The sequence below is a fragment of the Pseudomonas sp. H3_E04 genome, assembly GCF_054668915.1.
In genome coordinates this window covers 4,839,649-4,866,468 of sequence record NZ_CP162797.1, presented here as the reverse complement: position 1 = coordinate 4,866,468, position 26,820 = coordinate 4,839,649, and the positions used below count along the sequence as shown (strand labels likewise).

The window sequence follows — 26,820 nt, the reverse complement described above, 5'->3', positions numbered from 1 at the left end:
AAGCAGGTCCCGGCTCAGTACCTGCCCTCGCAGTTCTCTTTCACCGTCAAAGGAGATGACCATGCAAGTGAAAGCCCTGATCGCCGCTGCGCTTATCGCCCTGCTGCCCAGTGCCAGCCATGCCACCAACCTCATGTACATGCCTTTCGAAACCGTGCTGTCGGACGCCATGAGCGCCGGTCGGCTGGATGGCAGTGTGAAGTTCTACCTGATCGGCAACGGGCCGCAGGGCACTCAGCAGTTGCTGCGCCAAGGGGTGGTCAGTGATTTGAAAACCAACGGCTTCAACAAGAGCGATCAGGCTTCGTGTGAATGGGTGTTGCAGTCGAATCTGATCAAATTGCAGGCTGATGCCAAGCGGGTCGGGGCGAATGCGGTGGTCAACATCGTCAGTTACTACGACCAACGTGTACGCAAGGATTTGAATACCTACGAGTGCCGGGCAGGAGTTTTTGTTACCCGGGTGGCTTTGAAGGGGGATTTGGTGCGGTTGCCCTGAAATCTGTGATGTTTGGGCCGACGCCTTCGCGAGCAGGCTCGCTCCCACCTTGGAATGCGTTTCCCTGTGGGAGCGAGCCTGCTCGCGAAAGCGCCAGCCGCCTTCACACCGTCAGAGGCTCAACCTTGCGCGTCAGCAGTTCGACAAATGCCTTGGCCATCGGCGATTTCTGGTCTTTGCGCTGCACCAGCCACACCGCCGAAATCGCTTCGGGATCGAGCAGCGGGCGGTAGACCACGCCGTCGATGCGCATGCGTTGGTAGGACGCTGGCAGCACTGACACACCGAGGCCCGCTGCGACCAGGCCGATGATGGTCATCGCCTCACCAGCCTCTTGAGCGAAGTGCGGGCTGAAGCCGGCGTCACGGGCCAGGTTTAGCAGTTGCGCATAGAGCCCGCTGCCATAGCTGCGCGGGAAAAATACGAACGGTTCCAGCGCCAGCGCCGAGAGAAACAGGCCTTCATCGCTACTTTGGGCCAGTGGATGCTTGGAACTGAGCACCGCCACCAATGGCTCGCGCATCAACTCCACAACACTCAGTGAATCCGGCAATCCGAGCGGGCGCATGATGCCGACTTCGATCGACTCGTCCACCAGAGCATCGGCGACCATGGTGCTGCTCATTTCGCGCAAATTCAGATGCACCGCCGGAAAGCGCTGACGAAAGGAAAAAATCGCCTGCGGAATGGTCGAGTTGAACGGCGCCGACGAAGTGAAACCAATCTTCAACTCACCCAGCTCACCAAGTTGCGCACGCCGGGCAACATCCGCGGCCTTGTCGACCTGCGCCAGCACCAGCCGCGCCTCCTGCAGAAACAGCCTGCCCGCTTCACTCAACTCGACCCGACGATTGGTGCGCTCGAACAAGCGCGCGCCGAGCTGTTGCTCCAGCGCCTGAATCTGTTGGCTCAGCGGTGGCTGGGAGATGCCCAGCACCTGTGCGGCGCGGCCAAAATGCAGTTCTTCGGCGACGGCGATGAAGTAACGCAGATGACGCAATTCCATAGGATTTCCATTAGGTCGCTGAAGCTATCAAACAGGTCGAACAATATATTGGATAGAAACATTAGCCAGCTATATGATTTTTTCATTGCCTGCCCGGCTGTGCTTTCCGAGGTCTGAAGTGAAAACTGCTGTCGCGCCCCTTGCCCACGAAGTCCCGCCCGCTGCCGGCGACGATACCCTCGCCGAGCTGCAAGAGATCTACATCGAAAAAGGCACACCGGCGTTCATGCGCACCGTGCTGGCGCTGTTCTGTGGCGGCTTTGCGACGTTTGCCCTGCTCTACTGCGTACAACCGATGATGCCGCTGCTGTCCCACGAATACGGGATCAACGCGGCGCAGAGCAGTCTGATCCTCTCGGTGGCGACCGGCATGTTGGCCTTCGGTCTGCTGATCACCGGGCCGATTTCCGACCGCATCGGCCGTAAACCGGTGATGGTCGCGGCATTGTTCGCTGCCGCGTTATGCACCATCGCCAGTTCGATGATGCCGAGCTGGCACGGCGTGCTGATCATGCGCGCATTGATCGGCCTGTCATTGAGCGGTCTGGCAGCGGTGGCGATGACCTATCTGAGCGAAGAAATCCATCCTCAACACATCGGCCTGGCGATGGGTTTATACATCGGCGGCAACGCGATCGGCGGGATGAGCGGACGCTTGATCACCGGCGTGCTGATCGACTTCGTCAGCTGGCACACGGCGATGCTGGTGATTGGCGGTCTGGCGCTGGTCGCGGCGGCGGTGTTCTGGAAGATCCTCCCGGAGTCGCGCAACTTCCGCGCCCGCTCGCTGCACCCGCGCAGCCTGCTCGACGGCTTCACCATGCACTTTCGCGACGCCGGTCTGCCGCTGCTGTTTCTTGAAGCGTTTGTGCTGATGGGCGCGTTTGTCACGCTGTTCAACTACATCGGCTACCGCTTGCTGGCTGCGCCGTACAACCTCGATCAGGTATTTGTCGGATTGCTCTCGGTGGTCTACCTGTCGGGGATCTACAGCTCGGCGAAGATCGGTTCGCTGGCGGACAAACTGGGGCGGCGCAAAGTGCTCTGGGCGACGATTGCGCTGATGTTCGCCGGGCTCGCGCTGACGATGTTCACGCCGCTGTTGCTGGTCATCATCGGCATGCTGGTGTTCACCTTCGGCTTCTTCGCCGCGCACTCGGTGGCGAGCAGCTGGATCGGCCGGCGCGCATTGACGGCCAAGGGTCAGGCGTCGTCGCTGTATCTGTTCAGTTATTACGCCGGGTCGAGCATTGCCGGGACGGCGGGCGGGGTGTTCTGGCATCTGGGCGGGTGGAACGGCATCGGCCTGTTTATTGGTGCGCTGTTGCTGATTGCCCTGCTGGTGGCGTTGAAGCTGGCGAAGTTGCCGCCGTTGCAGGGTGTCAAAGCCTGACATAAAACCCTGTGGGAGCGAGCCTGCTCGCGAATGCACTGTGTCAGGCAACATCAGTGTTGAATGACACACCGCTTTCGCGAGCAGGCTCGCTCCCACAGTTGATTTGGGTACGACATTAGATCGTGCAAAAGAAAACGCCCGGCATTGGCCGGGCGTTTTTTATTGGGCGCTGATCACTCGTGATACTGCGCCGACAGCTCATGCACCGCACGCAGGAATGCGCCGGCATGTTCCGGATCGACTTCCGGGGTGATGCCATGACCAAGGTTGAACACGTGGCCGCTGCCCTTGCCGTAGCTGGCCAGAATGCGCCCGACTTCAGTGCGGATCGCTTCCGGTTTGGCGTAGAGCACGGTCGGGTCCATGTTGCCTTGCAGCGCGACCTTGTCGCCGACACGGGCACGGGCGTTGCCGATGTCGCAGGTCCAGTCCAGGCCGAGGGCGTCGGCGCCGGCTTCGGCGATGCTTTCCAGCCACAGGCCGCCGTTCTTGGTGAACAGAATCACCGGCACTTTGCGTCCGTCGTTCTCGCGGATCAGGCCGCTGACGATTTTCTTCATGTAGGCCAGGGAGAATTCCTGATACGCGGCTGCCGACAGGTTGCCGCCCCAGGTATCGAAGATCTGTACCGCTTGCGCACCCGCCATGATCTGGCCGTTGAGGTACGACGTCACCGACTGCGCCAGTTTGTCGAGCAGCAGGTGCATGGCTTGCGGGTTGTCGTAAAGCATCGCCTTGGTCTTGCGGAAGTCTTTCGACGAGCCGCCTTCAACCATGTAAGTCGCGAGGGTCCACGGACTGCCGGAGAAACCGATCAACGGCACGCGACCGTTGAGTTCGCGACGGATGGTGCTGACCGCGTCCATGACGTAACCGAGGTCTTTGTGCGGATCCGGGATCGGCAACGCTTCGATGTCGGCCATCGTGCTGACGACTTTTTTGAAGCGCGGACCTTCACCGGTCTCGAAGTACAGGCCCTGGCCCATGGCATCGGGAATGGTGAGGATGTCGGAAAACAGGATCGCCGCATCCAGTTGCGGGTAGCGGTCGAGCGGTTGCAGGGTGACTTCGCAGGCGAATTGCGGATTCATGCACAGGCTCATGAAGTCGCCGGCATGCGCGCGGCTGGCGCGGTACTCCGGCAGGTAGCGACCGGCCTGGCGCATCATCCACACAGGGGTGACGTCAACGGGTTGCTTGAGCAGGGCGCGGAGGAAACGGTCGTTCTTCAGGGCAGTCATGTCGGCATCCGGAAAAAAAGTGCGGGCATTTTCTCAGAGCGCGAGGCAAAAGGCACGGATGTGGGTCAGCCTTTTGTCTATCGGGTCAATTTATTGCGCTGGAATACAGAATTTGCAGCACCACAAAACAACTGTGGGAGCTGGCTTGCCAGCGATGCAGACAACTCGGTTTGTCAGGTAAACCAAGGAGATGCTATCGCTGGCAAGCCAGCTCCCACAGGTATCGCATTGCAGTTTCGAGCGGCGTTTACACACCCAGGTAATCGAGGATGCCTTCAGCCGCATTGCGCCCTTCAAAGATCGCCGTCACCACCAGGTCGGAACCGCGCACCATGTCGCCGCCGGCGAAGATTTTCGGGTTGCTGGTCTGGTGCTTGTACTGACCTTGCTCAGGCGCAACAACGCGGCCCTGGCTGTCGGTCTGGATCTCGAACTGTTCGAACCACGGCGCCGGGCTCGGGCGGAAGCCGAAGGCGATGACCACGGCATCGGCCGGGATGATCTCTTCGGAACCCGGGATCGGCTCGGGGCTACGACGGCCACGGGCGTCCGGTTCGCCGAGACGGGTCTCGACCACTTTCACGCCTTCGACCTTGTCTTCACCGACGATGGCGATCGGCTGGCGGTTGTAGAGGAATTTCACGCCTTCTTCCTTGGCGTTCTTCACCTCTTTGCGCGAGCCGGGCATGTTCGCTTCGTCGCGACGATAGGCACAGGTCACCGACTTGGCGCCCTGACGGATCGAGGTGCGGTTGCAGTCCATCGCCGTGTCGCCGCCGCCGAGTACCACGACCTTCTTGCCTTTCATGTCGACGAAATCTTCCGGCGACTTTTCAAAGCCCAGGTTGCGGTTGACGTTGGCGATGAGGAAATCCAGCGCGTCATAAACGCCCGGCAGGTCCTCACCGGCAAAGCCGCCCTTCATGTAGGTGTAGGTGCCCATGCCCATGAACACCGCGTCGTATTCGGCGAGCAGTTGTTCCATGGTCACGTCTTTACCGACTTCGGTGTTGAGACGGAACTCGATGCCCATGCCGGTGAAGACTTCGCGACGATTGCTCAGCACGGTCTTTTCCAGCTTGAACTCGGGGATGCCGAAGGTCAGCAGGCCACCGATTTCCGGGTTCTTGTCGAACACCACCGGAGTTACACCGCCACGCACCAGCACGTCGGCGCAACCCAGACCCGCCGGGCCTGCGCCGATGATCGCGACACGTTTGCCGGTCGATTTGACCTTGGACATGTCCGGGCGCCAGCCCATGGCGAACGCGGTGTCGGTGATGTACTTCTCGACCGAACCGATGGTCACCGCGCCGAAGCCGTCGTTGAGGGTGCAGGCACCCTCGCACAGACGATCCTGCGGGCACACCCGGCCGCAGACTTCCGGCAGGGTATTGGTCTGGTGCGACAACTCGGCGGCCTGAAGGATGTTGCCCTCGGCGACCAATTTGAGCCAGTTGGGAATGAAGTTGTGCACCGGGCACTTCCATTCGCAATACGGGTTGCCGCAACCCAGGCAGCGGTGGGCCTGATCGGCCGACTGCTGGGGTTTGAACGGTTCGTAGATTTCAACGAACTCTTTCTTGCGTTGACGCAACAGTTTCTTCTTCGGATCCTTGCGCCCGACATCGATGAATTGAAAGTCGTTACTGAGACGTTCGGCCATCTTCAAAACCTCGTACACGACAGCTTCAAGCTACAAGCTTCAAGCTGCAAGAAAATCAAATTAATCCGCCTCACCGCGCAAGCTTCTAGCTTGTCGCTTGAAGCTTGCAGCTGCTTCACTGTGGGCTTGCCCGCGTACTGGAGAGCAGAGATTTCAGACTCGCTGCCTTCGGTTTGACCAACCAGAAACGACGCACGTAATCGTCGAGGTTCTCGGCGAGTTCACGCCCCCACTCGCTGTCGGTTTCGGCGACGTACTCGTTCAGCACGTTCTGCAGATGGCTGCGATAGGCTTCCATGGCCTCGCCGCTGATCCGCTGGATCTCCACCAGTTCGTGATTGACCCGGTCAACGAAGGTGTTGTCCTGATCAAGCACGTAGGCGAAACCACCGGTCATGCCAGAGCCGAAGTTGTAACCGGTCTTGCCCAGCACGCAGACGAAACCACCGGTCATGTACTCGCAGCAGTGATCGCCAGTGCCTTCCACGACGGTGTGGGCACCGGAATTACGCACGGCGAAACGCTCGCCTGCGGTGCCGGCGGCGAACAACTTGCCGCCAGTGGCGCCGTACAGGCAGGTGTTGCCGATAATGGCGCTTTCCTGAGTTTTGTAGACGCTGCCCTTCGGCGGCACGATGGTCAGCTTGCCACCGGTCATGCCTTTGCCGACGTAGTCGTTGGCGTCGCCTTCCAGGTACATGTTCAGACCGCCGGCGTTCCACACACCGAAGCTCTGACCGGCAGTGCCCTTGAAGCGGAAGGTGATCGGCGCTTTGGCCATGCCTTGGTTGCCGTGCTTGCGCGCAATTTCGCCGGAGATCCGGGCGCCGATCGAACGGTCGCAGTTGCAGATGTCCAGCTCGAACTCGGCACCGCTGAGGTCGTTGATTGCCGACGAGGCCAGCTCGACCATCTTCTCCGCCAGCAGACCTTTGTCGAACGGCGGGTTACGCTCAACACCGCAGAACTGCGGTTTGTCTGCCGGGATGTGATCGCTACCCAGCAGCGGCGTCAGGTCCAGGTGATGTTGCTTGGCGGTCTGGCCTTCGAGGATTTCCAGCAGATCGGTGCGACCGATCAGCTCTTCGAGGGAGCGCACACCGAGTTTGGCCAGCCACTCGCGGGTTTCTTCGGCGACGTAGGTGAAGAAATTCACCACCATGTCGACGGTGCCGATGTAGTGATCCTTGCGCAGTTTCTCGTTCTGCGTCGCGACGCCAGTGGCGCAGTTGTTCAGATGGCAGATGCGCAGGTATTTGCAGCCCAGTGCGATCATCGGTGCGGTACCGAAGCCGAAGCTCTCAGCACCGAGAATGGCTGCCTTGATCACGTCGAGGCCGGTTTTCAGGCCGCCGTCGGTCTGCACCCGGACTTTGCCGCGCAGGTCGTTGCCGCGCAGGGTCTGGTGGGTTTCAGCCAGGCCGAGTTCCCAAGGTGCGCCCGCGTATTTGATCGAAGTCAGCGGCGAAGCACCGGTACCGCCGTCGTAACCGGAAATGGTGATCAGGTCGGCATAGGCCTTGGCCACACCGGCGGCGATGGTGCCGACGCCCGCTTCAGCTACGAGTTTCACCGAAACCAGCGCCTGCGGGTTGACCTGCTTGAGGTCAAAGATCAGTTGCGACAAGTCTTCGATCGAGTAGATATCGTGGTGCGGCGGTGGCGAAATCAGGGTCACGCCCGGCACTGCGTAACGCAGTTTGGCGATCAGCCCGTTGACCTTGCCGCCCGGCAGTTGCCCGCCCTCGCCCGGCTTGGCGCCTTGGGCGACCTTGATCTGCAGCACTTCGGCATTGACCAGGTATTCCGGGGTTACACCGAAACGGCCAGTCGCGACCTGCTTGATTTTCGAACTCTTGATGGTGCCGTAACGCGCCGGATCTTCACCACCTTCGCCGGAGTTGGAACGCGCACCGAGGCGGTTCATGGCTTCGGCCAGGGCTTCGTGAGCTTCCGGCGACAGTGCGCCCAGCGAGATGCCGGCGGAGTCGAAGCGCTTGAGCACCGATTCCAGCGGCTCGACTTCACTGATGTCCAGCGGCGTGTCGAGGGTCTTGACCTTGAACAGGTCGCGAATCATCGACACCGGACGGTTGTCCACCAGTGAGGTGTATTCCTTGAACTTGGCGTAGTCGCCCTGCTGCACAGCGGCTTGCAGAGTGTTGACCACGTCCGGGTTGTACGCGTGATATTCGCCACCGTGGACGAACTTCAGCAGACCGCCCTGCTGGATCGGCTTGCGCGGGCTCCAGGCTTCGACGGCGAGGGCTTTCTGCTCGGCTTCGATGTCAACGAAGCGCGCACCCTTGATCCGGCTTGGCACACCACGGAAGCTCAGCTCGCAGACTTCTTCGGACAGACCAATCGCCTCGAACAGCTGCGCACCACGGTACGAAGCGATGGTCGAGATGCCCATCTTCGACAGAATCTTGAGCAGGCCTTTGGTGATGCCCTTGCGGTAGTTCTTGAACACCTCATAGAGGTCGCCCAGTACTTCACCGGTACGGATCAGGTCACCCAGCACTTCGTAGGCCAGGAACGGATAGACCGCCGAGGCACCGAAACCGATCAGCACCGCGAAGTGATGCGGGTCACGGGCGGTCGCGGTTTCAACGAGGATGTTGGAATCGCAACGCAAGCCTTTTTCGGTCAGACGGTGGTGCACGGCACCGGTCGCCAGCGAAGCGTGGATCGGCAGCTTGCCCGGGGCGATATGACGGTCGCTCAGGACGATCTGGGTACGCCCGGCGCGCACGGCTTCTTCAGCCTGATCGGCAACGTTGCGGATCGCCGCTTCGAGGCCGAGGCTTTCGTCGTAGTTGAGGTCGATGATCGCCCGTTCGAAACCCGGACGGTCGAGGTTCATCAGCGAGCGCCACTTGGCCGGAGAGATCACTGGCGAGCTGAGGATCACGCGCGAGGCGTGTTCCGGCGACTCCTGGAAAATGTTGCGCTCGGCACCGAGGCAGATTTCCAGCGACATCACGATCGCTTCACGCAGCGGGTCGATCGGCGGGTTGGTCACCTGCGCGAACTGCTGGCGGAAATAGTCGTACGGCGTGCGCACACGCTGGGACAGCACGGCCATCGGCGTGTCGTCGCCCATCGAGCCCACGGCTTCGTAACCTTGCTCGCCGAGCGGACGCAGCACCTGATCACGCTCTTCGAACGTGACCTGATACATCTTCATGTACTGCTTGAGCTGGTCGACGTCGTAGAAAGCCGAACCGTGGTCGTTGTCTTCCATGGTCGCCTGAATGCGCAGGGCATTCTTGCGCAGCCATTGCTTGTACGGATGACGGGATTTAAGACGGTTGTCGATCGCATCGGTGTCGAGGATCTGCCCAGTTTCGGTATCCACGGCGAAAATCTGGCCCGGGCCGACGCGACCCTTGGCGAGCACGTCTTCAGGCTGGTAGTTCCACACGCCGATTTCCGAGGCGAGGGTGATGAAGCCATTCTTGGTGGTCACCCAGCGCGCCGGACGCAGACCGTTACGGTCGAGCAGGCACACCGCGTAGCGACCATCGGTCATCACCACGCCGGCCGGGCCGTCCCACGGTTCCATGTGCATCGAGTTGTACTCGTAGAACGCACGCAGATCCGGGTCCATGGTTTCGACGTTCTGCCACGCTGGCGGAATGATCATCCGCACGCCACGGAACAGGTCGATGCCACCGGTGACCATCAGTTCGAGCATGTTGTCCATGCTCGAGGAGTCGGAACCGACGCGGTTGACCAGCGGGCCGAGCTCTTCCAGATCCATCAGATCATTGGTGAACTTGGTCCGACGGGCCTGTGCCCAGTTGCGGTTACCGGTGATGGTGTTGATTTCGCCGTTGTGGGCGAGGAAGCGGAATGGCTGCGCCAGCGGCCATTTCGGCAGGGTGTTGGTAGAGAAGCGCTGGTGGAACACGCAGATCGCGGTTTGCAGGCGCTCGTCACTCAGGTCCGGATAGAACGCGGCCAGGTCGGCCGGCATCATCAGGCCTTTATAGATGATGGTCTTGTGCGAAAAGCTGCAGATGTAGTGGTCGGTGTCAGCGGCGTTTGCCACCGACGAACGGCGACGGGCGCTGAACAGCTTCACGGCCATGTCCTGATCGCTCAGGCCTTCGCCGCCGATGTAGACCTGCTCGATCTGCGGCAGGCGCTCAAGGGCCAGGCGGCCGAGGACGCTGGTGTCGATCGGCACTTGGCGCCAGCCGATCAGTTGCAGGCCTTCGGCGAGGATCTCGCGGTTCATGTTCTCGCGAGCGGCTTCGGCCTTGGCCGGATCCTGATTGAAGAACACCATGCCCACGGCATATTGCTTGGGCATTTCGACGCCGAAGCTTTCCTGGGCAATGGCTCGCAGGAAGGCGTCGGGTTTTTGAATCAGCAGACCGCAACCGTCACCGGTCTTGCCGTCGGCATTAATCCCACCGCGGTGGGTCATGCAGGTCAGGGCCTCGATGGCCGTTTGCAAAAGGGTATGACTAGGCTCGCCCTGCATATGAGCTATCAGGCCGAAACCGCAGTTATCCTTGAATTCATCTGGTTGGTACAGACCTGCTTTCATAGACACTTTCTCACCAGGCTGCCTCTATTCGAGGCAAATTTCTTTTCAATTCAACCACTTGCGTTCCGCGCCGAACGTACGCCGGCTTAGCGGGGGCAAAAGGGTGGTCATTGTACACAGCGACACAGAGGCTCACAAATTTGACGACGAACTGTCGCAAATTCATGTCGCATTTGTGAAAGGTTTAAAGCGATCTGCTGTGCTAGTCAAAACTTTTTTAATTTTGACCGCAACGACTCAAAGACTACTGTGACGCAGACACCACAAGGCACGCGACCTGTGAAGGCGGCGCGCACTCGTAGAAATTTTGAGGTGCTTGGAGAGGCGGCCTGGGTAAGGCCGCCGAATCTTCAGCGAGTTGTTGCCAGTTCCTGTTGGACGCTGGCGACAGTGCGAGGCCAAGGTTTACCAGCCTGAACCTTCGCTGGCAAGGCCTTGATGGCAGAAACGGCCGCATCACGATTGGCAAAGTTGCCATAGGTGATCACGTAAAGCGGCTTGCCGTTGAGGACTTTCTTGAAATAACGGTACTCGCCGCCCTGCTCCTTTACGAAGTTCTGCGCAGCGGTTTCCGAGCTGGTGCCGAGGATCTGCACGACATAGTTGCTGGTCGGCTGACCGGCGTACCAGCTGCCACCGGCGGCTTTGGCAACCGTGACCGGCTTGTCGGCAGGCTTGGACGGAGCGGGGGCCGGTTTCGCGGCTGGCGCTGGCGTGGCCGGAGCAGGCTTGGCCGTGGCGATCTGCGTCGGTGCCGGTGTTGGTGCCGGTTTGGCGGCAGGGGTCGGAGCCGGTGTCGGCGCAGGACCGGCCGGAACGCCCGCAGGCGGTGCAGAGGTGGTTACGGTCGGCGGAGTATCGCTGGAGCCTTCCAGCGGCACGCCGTCGTCGCCTTCGGTAATGCCACCGGCGGCTTCCGCCAGCGGGCCACGCATGACCGGCTGCGAGTTGCCGACCAATGGCAGCGGCATCGGCTGGGTATTGCCGGCGAATTCGACGGACGGGTTGGCGCCGTTCGCTGCGCCCTGACCCAATGGCAGTTGCGCCTGTTCGTTGGCCGGAGCACCGGTGGTCGGTGCCTTGCTGCGACCCGGCATCAGCCAGGCGGCGGCAACCGCGACCACAACGACGGCGGAAATCGCCAATACGTGTTTCTTCGGCATGTTGAACCCCATACTTGGACGCTTGACCGCGGAGCGGCTGGCAATCATGACTTCGATCAGTGCATCGCGAGCGACCTGGTTGATGTTGCCCGGCCAGCCCTCGGAGCTTTCGTGAATATCAGAGATCTGATCTGCGGTGAAAAGTTCGACACCCCGGCCCGCGCCTTCCAGCCGCTGGTCGAGATATTCGCGGGTCTCTTCTTCGGTGTACGGCTGCAATTCGATGACATGGAAACGCTCTTCTTCGAGCTGCAACGCCTCGAGCTGAGCGATCAGCGACGACTCGCCGAACAGGAACACATGCGGACGACCTTCCGGCGTGCCGGCGCCGAGCGCCATCAACGCTTCCAGCGCGGACTCGTCGAGTTGCTCGGCATCGTCCACCAGCAGATAGACTTCCTGCCCGGTCAGACCCAGTTGCACCACCTGCTCGAGAATCGCGCCGACTTCGGCCTGCGCGACATCCAGCGCCTGCGCCACCTGGCGCAGCACGCCGGCCGCATCACCGGCGCCACGGGCGGAAACCACCACGCTCTGCACCGATTGCTTATTGGTGCTGGCCACCAGCGCCTGCCGCAGCAGGGTCTTGCCGCTGCCTTGCGGGCCGGTGACCACCAGCAGCAACTGGCTGTAACGCGCCAGGTGATGCAGTTGACCCAGCACCGGTTTGCGCTGGGCCGGGAAGAATTTGAAGCCCGGCACCCGTGGCGCGAACGGGTCGTGACTTAACTGGAAATGGCCGAGAAACGCCTCGTCGGCATGCAAACTAGTCATCGGAATCGTTTTAACCTTTAAGCTGAGCCAGGGCGCGGTAATCCGCTCCCAGCGTGGCCTGTAGAACCTCTTTCGGATAATCGTCGGTCACTACCGCTTCGCCCATCCGGCGCAGCAGCACCAGGCGCAGACGACCGTCGATCACTTTTTTATCAATTGCCATGTGTTGGAGAAAATCGGCTTCGCTCATCTCTTCAGGCGGAATGACCGGCAGACCGGCCCGCTGGAACAGACGAATGCCGCGATCACGCTCCTGTTCGCTGATCCAGCCCAGGCGCGCGGACATTTCCAGCGCCATCACCGTGCCCGCCGCCACCGCCTCGCCATGCAGCCAGACACCATAGCCCATGTGGGTTTCGATGGCGTGGCCGAAGGTGTGGCCGAGGTTGAGCGTAGCGCGGACGCCGGTTTCCTTTTCATCGGCGCCGACCACCGCAGCCTTGGCCGCGCAGGAACGCTCGATCGCATAGGTCAGCGCGGTTTGATCCAGCGCGCGCAGGGCGTCGACGTTTTCTTCGAGCCAGGTCAGGAATGGTTCGTCGCAGATCAGGCCGTACTTGATGACTTCCGCCAGGCCCGCCGACAGCTCGCGCTGCGGCAGGGTTTTCAGCGATGCGGTATCGATCAGCACCACGTTCGGCTGATAGAACGCGCCGACCATGTTCTTGCCCAGCGGATGGTTGATGCCGGTCTTGCCGCCGACCGACGAATCGACCTGCGACAGCAGCGTGGTAGGAATCTGGATGAAATCGACACCGCGCTGATAGCAAGCGGCAGCGAAACCGGCCATGTCGCCGATCACCCCGCCGCCCAGGGCGATCACGGTGGTGCGGCGGTCATGACGGGCGGTCAGCAGACCGTCGAAAATCAGTTGCAGGGTTTCCCAGTTCTTGAAGGCTTCGCCGTCAGGCAACACCACCGAGATAACCGAAAACTGCGCAAGGCTGCGGGTCAGACGTTCGAGATAGAGCGGCGCGACGGTTTCGTTGGAGATGATTGCCACCTGCCGCCCGTGGATATGCGGCGCCAGCAGTTCCGGCTGATCCAACAGACCTTCGCCAATATGAATCGGGTAGCTGCGCTCGCCTAGATCGACCTTGAGTGTCTGCATGTGTCCCCACAGTGAAGATGGAAGCAGGCATCCTGCCCTGAAATTATTGGTGTTCTGCGGCCTGTAGCGGTATGACGCCGCTCGCCCAGGCATCCGTTACACCCTCGGCGGGCGCTGACAGGACGCCGAGGATAGCGCATTTCGGACGATGCTTTAACGGGGCGGCAACTGCGCGAGGCGGTCGAGAATGTCGAGCACCACCATGCGTGGCGGCCGCTCGTCGGTTTCCACCACCAGATCGGCAATTTCCCGATAAAGCGGGTCACGGATCTCGAGCAGGTCGCGCAGGGTTTTCGCCGGATCGGCGGTACGCAGCAGCGGCCGATTGCGATCACGGGAGGTGCGGCCGACCTGCTGCTCGACGGAGGCGTGCAGATACACCACGCGCCCGCCTTCATGCAGGGCCTTGCGATTGGCATCACGCATCACCGCACCGCCGCCGGTCGCCAGCACCACGCCATCGAACGCGCACAGCTCGGCGATCATCGCCTGCTCACGGTCACGAAAGCCGGGCTCGCCTTCCTTGTCGAAGATCCATGGGATATTGGCACCCGTGCGCAGCTCAATTTCCTTGTCGGAATCCTTGAACGGCAGGCGCAGCTCTTTGGCCAGCAATCGGCCGATGGTGCTTTTGCCAGCACCCATCGGTCCTACAAGTATCAAATTTCGCACAGAATCAACGACTCACAGCAATCGCCTGGTTATTCATGATACGCGGAGTGAGAAATACCAGCAGCTCGGATTTTTTCTCCGAAACCACATCACGCCGGAAAAGGCGGCCAAGATACGGCACATCGCCAAGAAATGGCACCTTATCTACGACCTTGCTTTGAGTATTTGAAAAAACACCGCCGATTACGATGGTCTCGCCGTCATTTACAAGCACTTTGGCGTTGACCTCGTTTTTCTTGATCGGCGGCACATCCTGCACTTTGTTCAGGTAATCCGGCTCATCCTTGGTGACCTTGACCTCCATGATGATGCGGTTGTCCGGGGTGATCTGCGGGGTGACTTCCAGTGACAGCGAGGCCTCCTTGAACGACACCGACGTGGCGCCGCTGGAGCTGGCCTCCTGATAGGGAATCTCGGTGCCTTTGAGGATTTTTGCGGTTTCCTTGTCCGAGGTGACCACCTTCGGCTGCGAGACGATTTCGCCGTTGCCGGTCTTTTCCATCGCCGTCAGTTCCAGATCCAGCAACACGTTGTCGGTGATGAATGCGATGCCGATCCCCGAGGTGTTGTTGACCGTGCCCATGTCGACGAACGGCGAGTTGGTGCCGGAGCTGCCCGGCGTACCGATGGTGCTCGACGAACCGTTGACCCCGGAGGCGTTCCAGTTGCCCTTGTTCTGCACCGAACCGCCCCAGCGCACGCCCAGGCTCTTGTCGTAATCGACGTTGGCCTCAACGATGCGCGCCTCGATCATCACCTGGCGCACCGGAATATCCAGCTGGGCGACGATCCGCCGGAGTTCGTCGAGGCGATCCTGGGTCTGGTAGGCAATGATGTTGTTGGTTCGCTCATCGACGGTAATCGAACCGCGCTCGTCGACCTTGGCCTCGGCGCTCGTCACCGACTGGAACAGCTTGGCGATGTCCGCTGCCTTGGCGTAATTGACTTGCAGCAGCTCACGACGCAGGGGCGCCAACTCGGCGATCTGCTTCTGCGATTCCAGTTCCTGACGCTCGCGAGCGGCAATTTCATCGGCCGGCGCGACCAGCAGCACGTTGCCGATCTTGCGCTTGTCCAGCCCCTTGGTTTTCAGCACCAGATCCAGTGCCTGATCCCACGGCACGTTTTGCAGGCGCAAGGTGATACCGCCCTGCACCGTATCGCTCGCCACCAGATTGAGATTGGTGAAGTCCGCGATCAGTTGCAGCACCGAGCGCACGTCGATGTCCTGAAAATTCAGCGAGAGCTTGTCGCCGACATAGGCCTGACGGTCGGCGTTGCGCTTTTGCAGGTCGTCGATGCTCATCGGACGAACGCTCACGGTGAGCTTGTTGTCGGTCTGGAATGTGGAATAGTCGAAGGTGCCGCTGGGCTCGACACTGATCACCGTACGATCGCCGGTGAGCGCTGCGTTGACGAACTGCACCGGGGTGGCGAAGTCCTTGACGTCGAGGCGCACGCGCAGTTTTTCCGGCAGTTGCGTACGGGCGAAGCTGAGGATGATCTTGCCGTCGTGCTCCTGGATATCCGGGGCGATGGTCGGATCAGAGAGATCGATGACCACATTGCCCTCGCCCTCGGTGCCGCGCTGGAAATCGACGCCGCGAATCGCCCTGCTGCGTTGCGCGGCCGGTCTGGCCGGTGCTGCGGCGGCCGTGGCGGCACGCGGTGCAGCGACGGCCGGGCGCGGCGCAGTCGCGGAAGCGCCCTGACCGACCACCACAAACAGATTATTGCCCTCGACCCGCGTGCTGTAAGGCGCCAACTGCGTCAGGCTGACAATCAGCCGCGTGCGATCCTTGGCTTCGGCCACCGTGGCCGTGCGCGCGTTGCCGCTGCCCAGATCAAGATTCTTGTTGGTCAGCTGGCTGGTCACGCCCGGCAGATCCAGTGCAATGCGTGCCGGTGACTCGGTTGTGTAGCCCTTGGGCTGTGGTGGCGGGCCGTCGAACGACAGCTTCAATTCGACGCGGTCACCCGGCAGCGCGGCGACATCCAGCGCTTTCAGACTGGCCGCCATTACCATCGGTGACACCAGCGCTATCCATAGCGAAAAACCGAGGGTGGAGAAAATCCTGTTCATTATTCGACTTCCACTATGAGTGCTCTTTCAAAGGAATGGTGCGCGGCCGCTCCAGCCAGGCGCCGGCGCCGTCGGGCACGATCTCGACGACATCGACCTGGGTAGGGCTGATGGCGACGATGCGGCCGTCGTTGCGGCCCAGGTAGTCGCCGACTTTCAGGCGATGCACCCCGCCTGCGCCGCGCAACAGCGCAAACGAGCCCGAGGCATTGGCGATCGTGCCGACCATTTCGAACTGCTCGATATTGAATCCTTCAAGATATTGCTTGACCCGGTTAGGGTCGGGTTTGACGTTGCGCGAGCCGTGTTTCTGCCCGGCCAGATCGACCCGCGCCTGCCGCGAGAACGGACTGCGCAGGTTGGCGGCGCTGTATGTGAATGTGGGGTAAGACCGGAATGTCGGCGTTGGTTCAATCCTGCCCGCCGGACGCAGGCGCACTTCGTTGAGGTACGCGTCGAGGTCGCTGAAGTCATCGCCGCCACCGCAGCCGCTTAACGCCAGCATCATGGGCAGGACGAGATAACGAATCGGGGTCATTTTTCCAGCCCCTTGTCGTTATAGCGGTACGTCTTGGCAAGAATACTCATGCGCAGCTTCGTCCCGCCCTCGGGATTGGCCGGCGCCAGTTCAAAATCGTGCAGAGTGACAATTCGCGGCAGCCCGGCGACGCCGCTGACGAAGGTCGCGAGGTCGTGATAGGCGCCTGTCACGGTGATCTGGATCGGCAGCTCGATGTAGAACGGCTGGGTCACTTCCGGCAGCAGCTTGATTTCCTCGAATTCCAGGCCGCTGCCCAGACCGGTGCGGGTGATGTCTTCGAGCAGTCCCGGCACTTCGGTGTCGCTGGGCAATTGCCGCAGCAACACGCCAAAGGTGTTTTCCATTTCCTTCATTTGCTGGGTATAGAGCTCAAGGTTCGCCGACAGCCGCGCCTTGCTGGCGAATTGCTCCTTAAGGGTGATTTCTTCTTCGCGCTTGAGGTCGAGCTGATTTTCCATATCGCTGATAAAGAAGTAATAGCCAAGCGCGAGGATCAACACCATCACCAGCGCACCGCACAGGGTTTTTACCGCCGGGGGCCAGGAGCCGATGTTGCTGGTGTCGAGGTCGTTGAAATCGATATTGCGCAGGCTTTGCAGCCATTCGGAGGCGTTCATTGCTCGTCCTCCACAACCTTGGGCTGGGTCTGACGAACGGTCAGCTGGAAGACGTTGGCCTGTTCGACCTGATCGGCGCTGGTGGCCTTGACCTCATTCAGGCTTGGCGCGTCGAACCAGTCGGACGCGTCGAGATTGCGCATCAGCTCGGAGACCCGGTTGTTCGACTCCGCCGCGCCACTGATGGACAGGGTCTTGCCGGCCATTTTCACATCGGTGAAATACACGCCGTCCGGCAGGGTACGCGCCAGTTGGTCGAAGACCCGCCCGCTGATCTGCCGATTGCCCTGCAGGTCCTGGATGATGCGCATGCGCTCGACCAGTTGCTGGCGGCGCGCCTTGAGTTCGCTGATCTGTTTGATGCGTTCGTCGACCACGGCAATCTGTTTGCCGATGTAATCGTTGCGCGCCATCTGCCGCTCGATCGCTGCGGTGATGATCTGGTCGGCAATCAGCACCGCGCCGATCGAGCCGGCCAGCACGCCGATAAGTACCAGCAGAAAGCGTTTGCGCCGTTCTTCGCGGCGTTCCTCGCGCCAGGGGAGAAGGTTGATCCGCGCCATCAGTCGAAACTCCTGAGCGCGAGCCCGCAGGCAATCATCAAGGCTGGCGCGTCGCTGGCCAGCGCTCCTGCGTTGACCTTACTGCCCAAGGCCATGTCGGCGAATGGGTTGGCGACCTGCGTCGGCGTGTCCAGCCGCTGTTCGATCAGACGGTCCAGGCCGGGCACCGAGGCGGTGCCGCCGGCCAACAGGATATGGTCGACCGCGTTGTACTGGCCGGAGGCGAAGAAGAACTGCAGCGAACGCGAGACTTGCTGCACCAGTGCCTCGCGAAATGGCTGCAAAACCTCGCTGACGTAATCGTCAGGCAGCCCGCCCTGTTTTTTCGCCAGGCCCGCCTGTTCGACCGTGAGGCCGTAGCGGCGCTGGATCTCCTCGGTGAGCTGGCGTCCGCCGAACAATTGCTCTCGGGTATAGATGATCTTGCCGTTGTGCAGGACGCTGAGAGTGGTCATGGTCGCGCCAATATCGACCACCGCCACGGTCAGGCGCTCCTGGGAGGCCGCCAGATGCGTCGCCAGCAGACCGAACGAGCGCTCGAGGGCGTAGGCCTCGACGTCCACCACCCGCGCGGTCAGGCCGGCGAGCGCCAGCGCCGCTTCACGCACCTCGACGTTTTCCTTGCGACAGGCGGCAAGCAGCACGTTGACCCGATCCGGGTTGCGCGGCGAGACGCCCTGGACTTCAAAATCGATGGCGACTTCGTCCAGCGGATAGGGAATGTATTGGTCGGCCTCGATCTTGAGCTGGTTTTCCAGTTCGTCGTCGGACAGCCCGGCGTCCATCTCGATGACCTTGGTGATCACCGCAGAACCGGCCACTGCCACCGCCACGCTCTTGACCCCGGTTCGCGCTTTCACCAGCAACCGGCTCAGCGCCTGGCCGACGCCTTCGAGGTCGGCGATGTTCTTTTCGACCACGGCATTCGCCGGCAAGGGCTCCACCGCGTAGGCCTCGACCCGGTAGCGCTCGCCCTGACGGCTCAGTTCCAGCAGCTTCACCGACGTGGAGCTGATGTCGATCCCCAGCAACGGATTGGTCTTTTTATTGAAGAGTCCCAGCACTACCAATTCCCTATGACTTTCCGTGAGTTACGGACTCTGTAATACGCATTGCGTTCCTTCACCCCCGTCTTGACAGAAGCGCCAATGACGCCCCCGACGGAAAAGTGCTTATAATGCCCAGCGATTTTTTCCGCTTTTTACTGCCAGCGCGGATGGCTCTGTGTGTAACCGCAGCCCCGTGCCAAATTCATTCTTTGCCCTGGATGTCCAAAAGCCTTGATTCGTCTGCTGAAATTTTTCGGTTGGTCCATCGTCGCCGTTTTCTGCGGACTGCTCTTAGGTCTCAGCGGCGCCTTTCTTTACCTTAGTCCGGGTTTGCCGTCTGTGGAGGCGCTGAGAAGCATTCAGTTGCAGATTCCTCTGCGCGTCTACAGCAGCGACAACAAGTTGATCGCAGAATTTGGCGAAATGCGCCGTACACCGATTCGTTTCGCCGACATTCCGCCCAACTTCATCAATGCGTTACTAAGTGCTGAAGACGACAATTTCGCCAACCACTATGGCGTCGACCCGAGCAGCCTGATGCGCGCGGCGACGCAACTGGTCAAGAGCGGACATATTCAGTCCGGCGGCAGCACCATCACCATGCAGGTGGCGAAGAACTTCTTCCTCACCAGCGAGCGCAGCTTCTCGCGCAAAACCACCGAAATTCTTCTGGCCCTGCAGATCGAGCGACAACTGACCAAGGACGAGATCCTTGAGCTGTACGTCAACAAGATCTACCTGGGCAACCGCGCCTACGGCATCGAGGCGGCGGCGCAGGTGTATTACGGCAAATCGATCCGTGACATCAGCCTGGCGCAGATGGCGATGATCGCCGGTCTGCCAAAAGCACCGTCGCGTTTCAACCCGCTGGCCAACCCGGCGCGCAGTAAAGAACGCCGCGACTGGATCCTCGGGCGCATGTACAAGCTGGGCAAGATCAGCGAAGCCGACTACACCGCCGCGATCAACGAGCCACTGAACGCCAGCTATCACGTACCGACCCCGGAAGTGAACGCACCGTACATCGCCGAAATGGCCCGTGCCGAAATGGTCGGTCGTTATGGCAGCGACGCCTACACCGAAGGTTTCCGCGTCACCACCACAGTGCCGAGCAATCTGCAGGAAATGGCCAACACCGCGCTGCACGAAGGCTTGATGACCTACGACCAGCGCCACGGCTACCGTGGCCCCGAGTCGCGCCTGCCGGGCAAGACCCGCGAAGCCTGGGCCAGCGAGCTGACCAAGCAGCGCACCATCAGCAGCCTCGAACCTGCGATCGTTACCCAAGTCGATAAAAACGGCCTGCAAGTGTTGACCCGCACCGGAGAAGAGCACGTTGCCTGGGACACGATGAAATGGGCGCGACCGTTCCTCAATACCAACAGCATGGGCGCCAACCCGCGCCAGCCGTCGGATGTCGCGCAGGTCGGTGATCTGATCCGCGTACAACGCCAGACCGACAATTCGTTGAAATTCAGCCAGATTCCCCAGGCTCAGGGCGCACTGGTGTCGCTGGATCCGCAGAACGGTGCGATCCGTTCGCTGGTGGGTGGCTTCGCCTTCGAGCAGAGCAACTACAACCGCGCCATGCAGGCCAAGCGTCAGCCTGGTTCGAGCTTCAAGCCATTCGTTTACAGCGCTGCGCTGGATAATGGCTACACCGCAGCAAGCCTGGTCAACGATGCGCCGATCGTGTTCGTCGACGAGTACCTGGACAAGGTCTGGCGACCGAAGAACGACACCAACACCTTCCTCGGCCCGATCCGCCTGCGTGAAGCGCTGTACAAGTCGCGCAACCTGGTGTCGATCCGCCTGCTGCAGGCCATGGGCGTGGGCAAGACCATCGATTACATCACTCGCTTCGGCTTCAACAAGCAGGACCTGCCGCCGAACCTGTCGCTGGCACTCGGCACCGCAACGCTGACGCCGATGGAAATCGCCACTGGCTGGAGCACCTTTGCCAACGGTGGCTACAAGATCACTCCGTATATCATCGACAAGATCGAAAGCCGTAACGGTGACACTTTGTTCGTCGCCAACCCGCCGACCGTGCCACAGGGTGGTGCGGCGACCGACGGTATCGCTGCGCCGGCTACCGAGTCGTTCACGGTCAATGCCGCTCCGGTTGCCGGTGAAGCGTCGGCCAATCCGGCAGTGCCGCAAGCGCCGGCCGTGGCCGAGCGGATTGTCGATGGGCGTACCACCTACATCCTCAACAGCATGCTGCAGGACGTAATCAAACTCGGCACCGGCCGCCGTGCACTGGCCATGGGCCGCAGCGATATCGCCGGCAAGACCGGTACCACCAACGAATCGAAAGATGCCTGGTTCTCCGGCTACAACGCCGACTACGTGACCACGGTATGGACCGGTTTCGACCAGCCGGAAAGCCTCGGCCGCCGTGAGTTCGGCGGCACCGTGGCGCTGCCGATCTGGATGAATTACATGTCCGCCGCGCTGAAAGACAAGCCGCCGCATGTGCAGCCTGAGCCAGAAGGTCTGCTCAGCCTGCGGGTGGATCCGGTCAGTGGCCGCGCCGCGACGCCGAGCACGCCGGGCGCGTATTTCGAACTGTTCAAGGCTGAAGACACGCCGCCTTCGGTGAACGAGCTGGGCAACGGCGCCGTGCCAGGCAGCCCGCTGCCGGCAGACGAGCAGGCGCCGATCGATCTGTTCTAGGGGAGCAGCTGCAAGCGCCAAGCTACAAGCGGCAAGCAAAAGCGCGAACGATGCACGCTTGTAGCTTGCAGCTTGCAGCCCATAAAAAAACCCAGCACCAGGCTGGGTTTTTTTATGGGCGGCTGCTTTTAACCGTTGAACACGTCATCCACGCTTTTCAGCGGGTAGTTCTTCGGATACGGCAGAGTAGCAACGCCGGTCTCGATCGCGGCCTTGGCCACGGCGTCGGAGATCAGGGTGATCAGGCGCTTGTCCATTGGCTTCGGAATGATGTACTCACGGCCGAACTCCAGCGGAGCACCGCCGTAGGCATCGCACACGTCCTGTGGAACAGGCAGTTTGGCCAGTTCGCGCAGGGCGTTGGCGGCGGCGACTTTCATTTCTTCGTTGATGCGCTTGGCGCGAACGTCCAGGGCACCACGGAAGATGAACGGGAAGCCCAGTACGTTGTTGACCTGATTCGGGTAGTCCGAACGGCCGGTTGCCATGATCACATCGCTACGGGTGGCGTGCGCCAGTTCCGGGGAGATTTCCGGATCCGGGTTGGAGCAGGCGAACACGATCGGGTTGGCCGCCATCGACAGCAGGCCTTCGGCGCTCAGCAGGTTCGGACCGGACAGACCGACGAATACGTCAGCGCCTGCCAGTGCGTCTGCCAGGGTGCGCTTCTCGGTAGCGTGGGCGAACACGGCTTTGTACTGGTTCAGGTCGTCACGGCCGGAGTGGATCACGCCGGTACGGTCAACCATGAAGATGTTTTCGATGCGAGCGCCCATGCTCACCAGCAGTTTCATGCAGGAGATGGCGGCAGCGCCGGCGCCGAGGCAGACGATTTTTGCTTCCGGCAGGGTTTTGCCAGCGATTTCCAGGGCGTTGATCATGCCGGCAGCGGTCACGATCGCGGTGCCGTGCTGGTCATCGTGGAACACCGGAATGTCGCACTGCTCGATCAGAGCGCGTTCGATCTCAAAGCACTCTGGCGCCTTGATGTCTTCCAGGTTGATGCCACCGAAGGTGATGGAGATGCGCTTGACGGTGTCGATGAAGGCTTGCGGGCTTTCCGAGTCGACTTCGATGTCGAATACGTCGATGCCGGCGAAGCGCTTGAACAGCACGCCCTTGCCTTCCATCACAGGCTTGGAAGCCAACGGGCCGAGGTTGCCCAGGCCCAGAATCGCGGTGCCATCGGAAATGACTGCCACCAGGTTGCCCTTGCCGGTGTATTTGTAGGCCAGTTCAGGATCGCGAGCGATCTCGCGTACTGGTTCAGCTACGCCGGGGCTGTAGGCCAGCGACAGGTCGCGGGCGGTAGCAGTGGCCTTGGTGAGCTCGACACTCAGCTTCCCCGGACGAGGATTGGCGTGGTATTCGAGAGCGGCAGTTTTCAGATCAGACATTTTGGCATTCCGCTTTTTTACTGTTGGACAGACTGGTCAGCGAGGATACGCGCCTCGCAAAGTCCCCACAAGACTGGGCAGTCACCGCTGTCAAGCGCCCTGCCCTACGACTTTGGGCCAAGAGCCACGGCGCACAAGGGCTGGACTGTTCACAATCAGCTGTAAAAATGTCTACAATTTTTCTTCAATGCGGTACGTGCAGCATCGAAGGATCGGTCAACGGCAACAACCAGCGCGCCTGACCTTTTTGCAATCCACCGCGCCGGGTTCGGTCAACCACCCAGCCACGCGCCTCGATCTGCCTGCCTTTCAGTGCTTCCAGACCAGCACTGTCAAATCGTCCGAGCAGATTGGGTGCAACCCGCAATACAACCCTGTCCTGCAACTCGATCCAGATTCCGCCGCGATTGCGCTGCACCTTGCTCACCCGACCGCTGACTACGGCAAAGCCTGAACGCTGGATCTCCTGCGCTTTCTGCACCGGCGATTGCCGCCAGAGACCAAGCCCGGCCTGTCGCGCGCTGCGTTCGGCGGCCTGCTGGCAGGGGACCAGGTCGACATTCGGCGCGACCGCAACGTGAAAACCCAGGCCATCGGCAAGCATTTGCGCTTCGAGATTCACTCCGCTGGCGCTGTAAACATGCGCGAGCGTACGCCCGTAATGGTCTTTCGCCTGCTTGCCGGGCCGCAAGCCGACCCGGCCGCCGCTCTCATCCACCAGCGCTTGCAGGCGTTTACGCGCCGCCACGGCGAAGGGTTCGTCGCTGCGGCCCTGCTTGCCCAGCTCCGGCGTATTGAGGCCGATCATGCGCACATTGCGCCCGTCGCTCAGGCGCAGGGTGTCGCCATCGACCACCCGCTGCACGCTGACGCTGGTCAGCCCTGCGGGTGTCGGGCAGAACGCCTGGGCGGCGGACAGCCAAATCGCAGACACAAAAAAGGCGCCCGCAAGGGACGCCTTTTTCATCAGTCTGGAGAAGTCGAAACGACCATCCAAAATGATCAGCCTCAGGCTTTTTTGCCGACGCCGAAAGTAGCGAAACGGTCTGCGAACTTCTGCACACGGCCGCCGGTGTCCAGAGTCTTCTGCTTACCGGTGTAGAACGGGTGGCATTCGTTGCAAACGTCGATCGCCAGGGCTTTGCCGTAGGTCGAACGAGTTTCGAACTTGTTACCGCAGCTGCAGGTAACAGCAATTTCCGGGTAGTTCGGATGGATATCGGCTTTCATGGTGTCTTCCTCAGGCTAGCGTGCCGCCACCCAACACTATTGTTGAATACCGCACGTAATTAGGCCGCGGATTCTACCAGACCTTTTCAATCGCGCAAGCTGTCACCGAGACCGACCGTCTGCTAGGCTCCCGGCCTTGAACGCACTTCCCTGTGGGAGCGAGCCTGCTCGCGAAGGCGCCATGGCAGTCGACACATGTGTTGCCTGACCCACCGCCTTCGCGAGCAGGCTCGCTCCCACAGGTCATGCATATCCGATCATTTTGCGTATCGAGATCCCCCCGCGTGCCCGACGCCATTTTGCGCCTTGCCCTGCCTTCGCCTCTGCGCCGCCTGTTCGATTACCGGGCGCCGGCCGGGGTGCGGCGTGAGCAATTGCAGCCGGGCATGCGCTTGCGGGTGCCGTTCGGTCGGCGCGAGATGATCGGGATTCTGGTCGAGGTCACCGACACCAGCGAGGTGCCGGCAGAAAAACTCAAACCGGCACTGGCCCTCCTCGACTCGACTTCACCGCTGCCGCCAGCGCTGTTCAAGCTGTGCCTGTGGACGGCGCAGTACTACCAGCACAGCCTCGGCGACACCTTGAACTGGGCCCTGCCGGTGCTGCTGCGCCAGGGCGAGCTGGCCGAGGCCAGACAGGAGCGCTTTTGGTCGATTGCCCCGGGCGCCAGCGTCGACGACCCTCGGGTCGCCCGTGCGCCACGCCAGCGCGAGGCGCTGACCACGCTGGCCCAGCATCCCCACGGCGTGGCGCATCAGTTGCTGAGCAAACTGATGCTGAGCAAGGACAGCCTCGATCTGCTGCTGGCCAAAGGGCTGGTGCAGGTCGAGATCCGCCGCCACGCCCCCGGCGTTCGCCATGAGCACTGGCTGGCGCAACCGGAGCTGCCGCTCAACAGCGAACAACGCGCGGCGTATGAAGCGATTCGCGCCGGTTTCGACAGTTATCACGCGTTTCTGTTGGCCGGCGTCACCGGCAGCGGCAAGACCGAAGTCTATCTGCAGCTGATCCGCGAAACCCTCGAGGCCGGCAAACAGGCCCTGGTGCTGATTCCGGAAATCAACCTCGGCCCGCAAACCCTGGCGCGTTTCGAACAGCGCTTCAATGCGCGTATCGCCCTGCTGCATTCGGCAGTGAACGATCGCGAACGCCTCGACGCGTGGCTCGCCGCCCGTGATGGCGAGGCCGACATTATTATCGGCACCCGTTCGGCGCTGTTCACGCCGATGAAAAATCCCGGGCTGATCATCATCGATGAAGAGCACGACGGCTCCTATAAACAGCAGGAAGGTCTGCGCTACCACGCTCGCGATCTGGCGCTGGTACGCGCACGGCAGGAAAACATCCCGATCGTGCTCGGCTCCGCCACGCCGTCGCTGGAAAGTCTGCATAACGCTTACACCGGTCGCTATGGCCTGTTGCGCCTGAACGAACGCGCCGGCGGCGCCAAGCAACCGCGCTTCCTGCGGCTGGACGTGAAAAGCCGGCCGCTCGACAGCGGTATTTCCGGACCGATGCAGCAAGCCATCGGCCAGACCCTCGCCAACGGCCAGCAGGTGCTGGTGTTCCTCAATCGTCGCGGCTTTGCCCCGACCCTGCTCTGTCACGATTGCGGCTGGATGTCCGAGTGTTCGCGCTGCGATGCGCGCATGACCGTGCATCAACGTTACGGCGAATTGCGTTGCCACCATTGCGGCAACGTCGAGCGCACGCCGCGCCAGTGCCCGAAGTGCAGCAAGGTCGATCTGCGCCCCGTCGGCGCCGGCACCGAACGCGCCGAAGAACGCCTGGCGATTCTGTTCCCGGATTACCCGGTACTGCGCGTCGATCGCGACAGCACCTCGCGCAAGGACGCAATGAATCAGCTGTTTGCGACGATTCAAAAGGGTCAGCCGTGCATTCTGGTCGGCACGCAGATGTTGGCCAAAGGGCACCATTTCCCCCGGGTGACGCTGGTATCGATTCTGGATGCCGACGGTGGCCTGTTTTCCGGCGACTTCCGCGCCAGCGAGCGCATGGCGCAGTTGATCGTCCAGGTCGCCGGGCGTGCCGGACGGGCTGAAGAGCCGGGCAAGGTGATCATCCAGACGCATTTGGCCGACCATCCTTTATTGGTGCAACTGACCGAGCAGGGTTATTTCGCCTTCGCCGAACAAGCCTTGAGCGAGCGCCGCGCGGCCGGGCTGCCGCCGTTTGCCCATCTGGCGCTGCTGCGCGCCGAAGCGCACAAGCCGGGGCAGGCGGAAGGTTTTCTCGATGAAGCGTGCAGCGAAGCCGAACGCCTGCTGGCCGAGTTGAATCTGAGCGGCATCGAATTGCTCGGGCCGGTGCCGGCACCGATGGAGCGCCGTGCCGGGCGTTATCGCGCCCAACTGTTGTTACAGGCGACCGCGCGGGCACCGCTGCACCGCTTGCTGGCGAGCTGGATGCTGGTGCTGGAGCAGATGCCGAGCGGGCGGGCGGTGCGCTGGTCGCTGGATGTTGATCCCGTCGACTTGTACTGATTAATCGATTGCTATCGCTGGCAAGCCAGCTCCCACAGGGACTGCGCCGCTCTTGTGGGAGCTGGCTT

The 26,820-nt window shown here is 61.2% G+C and carries 19 protein-coding genes; 4 read left to right on the top strand and 15 right to left on the bottom strand.

Features of this window, described 5'->3' with window-relative positions:
- The first annotated feature begins 61 nt into the window (after positions 1-61).
- Positions 62-499, top strand: a complete 438-nt coding sequence (locus AB4N53_RS21945; protein ID WP_460123181.1) for an excinuclease — start codon at positions 62-64, stop codon at positions 497-499.
- Positions 500-602: 103 nt separating this feature from the next.
- Here AB4N53_RS21945 and AB4N53_RS21940 read toward each other — a convergent pair whose 3' ends face one another.
- Positions 603-1,505, bottom strand: coding sequence for a LysR family transcriptional regulator (locus tag AB4N53_RS21940; RefSeq protein ID WP_056787362.1), 903 nt, complete (start codon positions 1,503-1,505; stop codon positions 603-605).
- 118 nt (positions 1,506-1,623) lie between these two features.
- Here AB4N53_RS21940 and AB4N53_RS21935 point away from each other — a divergent pair, with 118 nt between their 5' ends.
- The gene (locus AB4N53_RS21935; protein WP_095181025.1) at positions 1,624-2,898 is read left to right on the top strand and encodes an MFS transporter; all 1,275 of its coding nucleotides are present in this window, start codon (positions 1,624-1,626) and stop codon (positions 2,896-2,898) included.
- A gap of 176 nt (positions 2,899-3,074) precedes the next feature.
- Here AB4N53_RS21935 and hemE read toward each other — a convergent pair whose 3' ends face one another.
- The 11 genes from hemE to AB4N53_RS21880 all read right to left on the bottom strand — a co-directional run bounded on the left by hemE (position 3,075) and on the right by AB4N53_RS21880 (position 18,957).
- Entirely contained in the window at positions 3,075-4,142 is a 1,068-nt protein-coding gene (gene hemE, locus AB4N53_RS21930) for a uroporphyrinogen decarboxylase (protein ID WP_056787355.1), read from the bottom strand.
- Between the two features lie 247 nt (positions 4,143-4,389).
- Complete coding sequence (locus AB4N53_RS21925) at positions 4,390-5,808, bottom strand: FAD-dependent oxidoreductase (protein ID WP_460123177.1); 1,419 nt, start codon at positions 5,806-5,808, stop codon at positions 4,390-4,392.
- 115 nt (positions 5,809-5,923) lie between these two features.
- Positions 5,924-10,369 carry a glutamate synthase large subunit gene (gltB, locus tag AB4N53_RS21920; protein WP_460123174.1) on the bottom strand — a complete coding sequence of 1,482 codons (4,446 nt, stop codon included), beginning with the start codon at positions 10,367-10,369 and terminating at the stop codon, positions 5,924-5,926.
- Positions 10,370-10,719: 350 nt separating this feature from the next.
- Positions 10,720-12,306 carry an AAA family ATPase gene (locus AB4N53_RS21915; protein WP_041477574.1) on the bottom strand — a complete coding sequence of 529 codons (1,587 nt, stop codon included), beginning with the start codon at positions 12,304-12,306 and terminating at the stop codon, positions 10,720-10,722.
- Between the two features lie 10 nt (positions 12,307-12,316).
- Positions 12,317-13,417: a 3-dehydroquinate synthase gene (gene aroB, locus AB4N53_RS21910; protein WP_041477573.1), complete on the bottom strand. Its 1,101-nt coding sequence runs from the start codon at positions 13,415-13,417 to the stop codon at positions 12,317-12,319.
- A gap of 153 nt (positions 13,418-13,570) precedes the next feature.
- Positions 13,571-14,089 carry a shikimate kinase AroK gene (aroK, locus tag AB4N53_RS21905; protein ID WP_024011270.1) on the bottom strand — a complete coding sequence of 173 codons (519 nt, stop codon included), beginning with the start codon at positions 14,087-14,089 and terminating at the stop codon, positions 13,571-13,573.
- A gap of 4 nt (positions 14,090-14,093) precedes the next feature.
- Positions 14,094-16,172, bottom strand: coding sequence for a type IV pilus secretin PilQ (gene pilQ / locus AB4N53_RS21900; protein ID WP_460123170.1), 2,079 nt, complete (start codon positions 16,170-16,172; stop codon positions 14,094-14,096).
- 13 nt (positions 16,173-16,185) lie between these two features.
- On the bottom strand, positions 16,186-16,710 hold the full coding sequence (locus AB4N53_RS21895) for a pilus assembly protein PilP (protein ID WP_041477571.1): 525 nt from the start codon (positions 16,708-16,710) through the stop codon (positions 16,186-16,188).
- On the bottom strand, positions 16,707-17,330 hold the full coding sequence (pilO, locus tag AB4N53_RS21890) for a type 4a pilus biogenesis protein PilO (protein WP_071174143.1): 624 nt from the start codon (positions 17,328-17,330) through the stop codon (positions 16,707-16,709). Before pilO ends, AB4N53_RS21895 begins: the two co-directional genes overlap by 4 nt.
- On the bottom strand, positions 17,327-17,893 hold the full coding sequence (locus AB4N53_RS21885) for a PilN domain-containing protein (RefSeq protein ID WP_056787334.1): 567 nt from the start codon (positions 17,891-17,893) through the stop codon (positions 17,327-17,329). Before AB4N53_RS21885 ends, pilO begins: the two co-directional genes overlap by 4 nt.
- On the bottom strand, positions 17,893-18,957 hold the full coding sequence (locus AB4N53_RS21880; RefSeq protein WP_460123166.1) for a pilus assembly protein PilM: 1,065 nt from the start codon (positions 18,955-18,957) through the stop codon (positions 17,893-17,895). The genes AB4N53_RS21885 and AB4N53_RS21880 overlap by 1 nt, the downstream gene beginning before the upstream one ends.
- Positions 18,958-19,176: 219 nt before the next feature.
- Here AB4N53_RS21880 and AB4N53_RS21875 point away from each other — a divergent pair, with 219 nt between their 5' ends.
- Positions 19,177-21,621, top strand: coding sequence for a penicillin-binding protein 1A (locus tag AB4N53_RS21875; protein ID WP_460125224.1), 2,445 nt, complete (start codon positions 19,177-19,179; stop codon positions 21,619-21,621).
- 128 nt (positions 21,622-21,749) lie between these two features.
- On the opposite strand, the gene AB4N53_RS21870 is transcribed toward AB4N53_RS21875, so the two are convergent.
- From AB4N53_RS21870 to rpmE, 3 genes are all read right to left on the bottom strand, one after another.
- The gene (locus AB4N53_RS21870; protein ID WP_016772053.1) at positions 21,750-23,018 is read right to left on the bottom strand and encodes a malic enzyme-like NAD(P)-binding protein; all 1,269 of its coding nucleotides are present in this window, start codon (positions 23,016-23,018) and stop codon (positions 21,750-21,752) included.
- A gap of 184 nt (positions 23,019-23,202) precedes the next feature.
- A complete protein-coding gene (locus AB4N53_RS21865; protein ID WP_460125221.1) occupies positions 23,203-23,985 on the bottom strand; it encodes a thermonuclease family protein in 783 nt (260 codons plus the stop codon).
- Between the two features lie 41 nt (positions 23,986-24,026).
- Positions 24,027-24,248 carry a 50S ribosomal protein L31 gene (gene rpmE, locus AB4N53_RS21860; protein ID WP_041477565.1) on the bottom strand — a complete coding sequence of 74 codons (222 nt, stop codon included), beginning with the start codon at positions 24,246-24,248 and terminating at the stop codon, positions 24,027-24,029.
- Between the two features lie 284 nt (positions 24,249-24,532).
- Here rpmE and AB4N53_RS21855 point away from each other — a divergent pair, with 284 nt between their 5' ends.
- Complete coding sequence (locus tag AB4N53_RS21855) at positions 24,533-26,752, top strand: primosomal protein N' (RefSeq protein ID WP_460123163.1); 2,220 nt, start codon at positions 24,533-24,535, stop codon at positions 26,750-26,752.
- Positions 26,753-26,820: the final 68 nt, after the last annotated feature.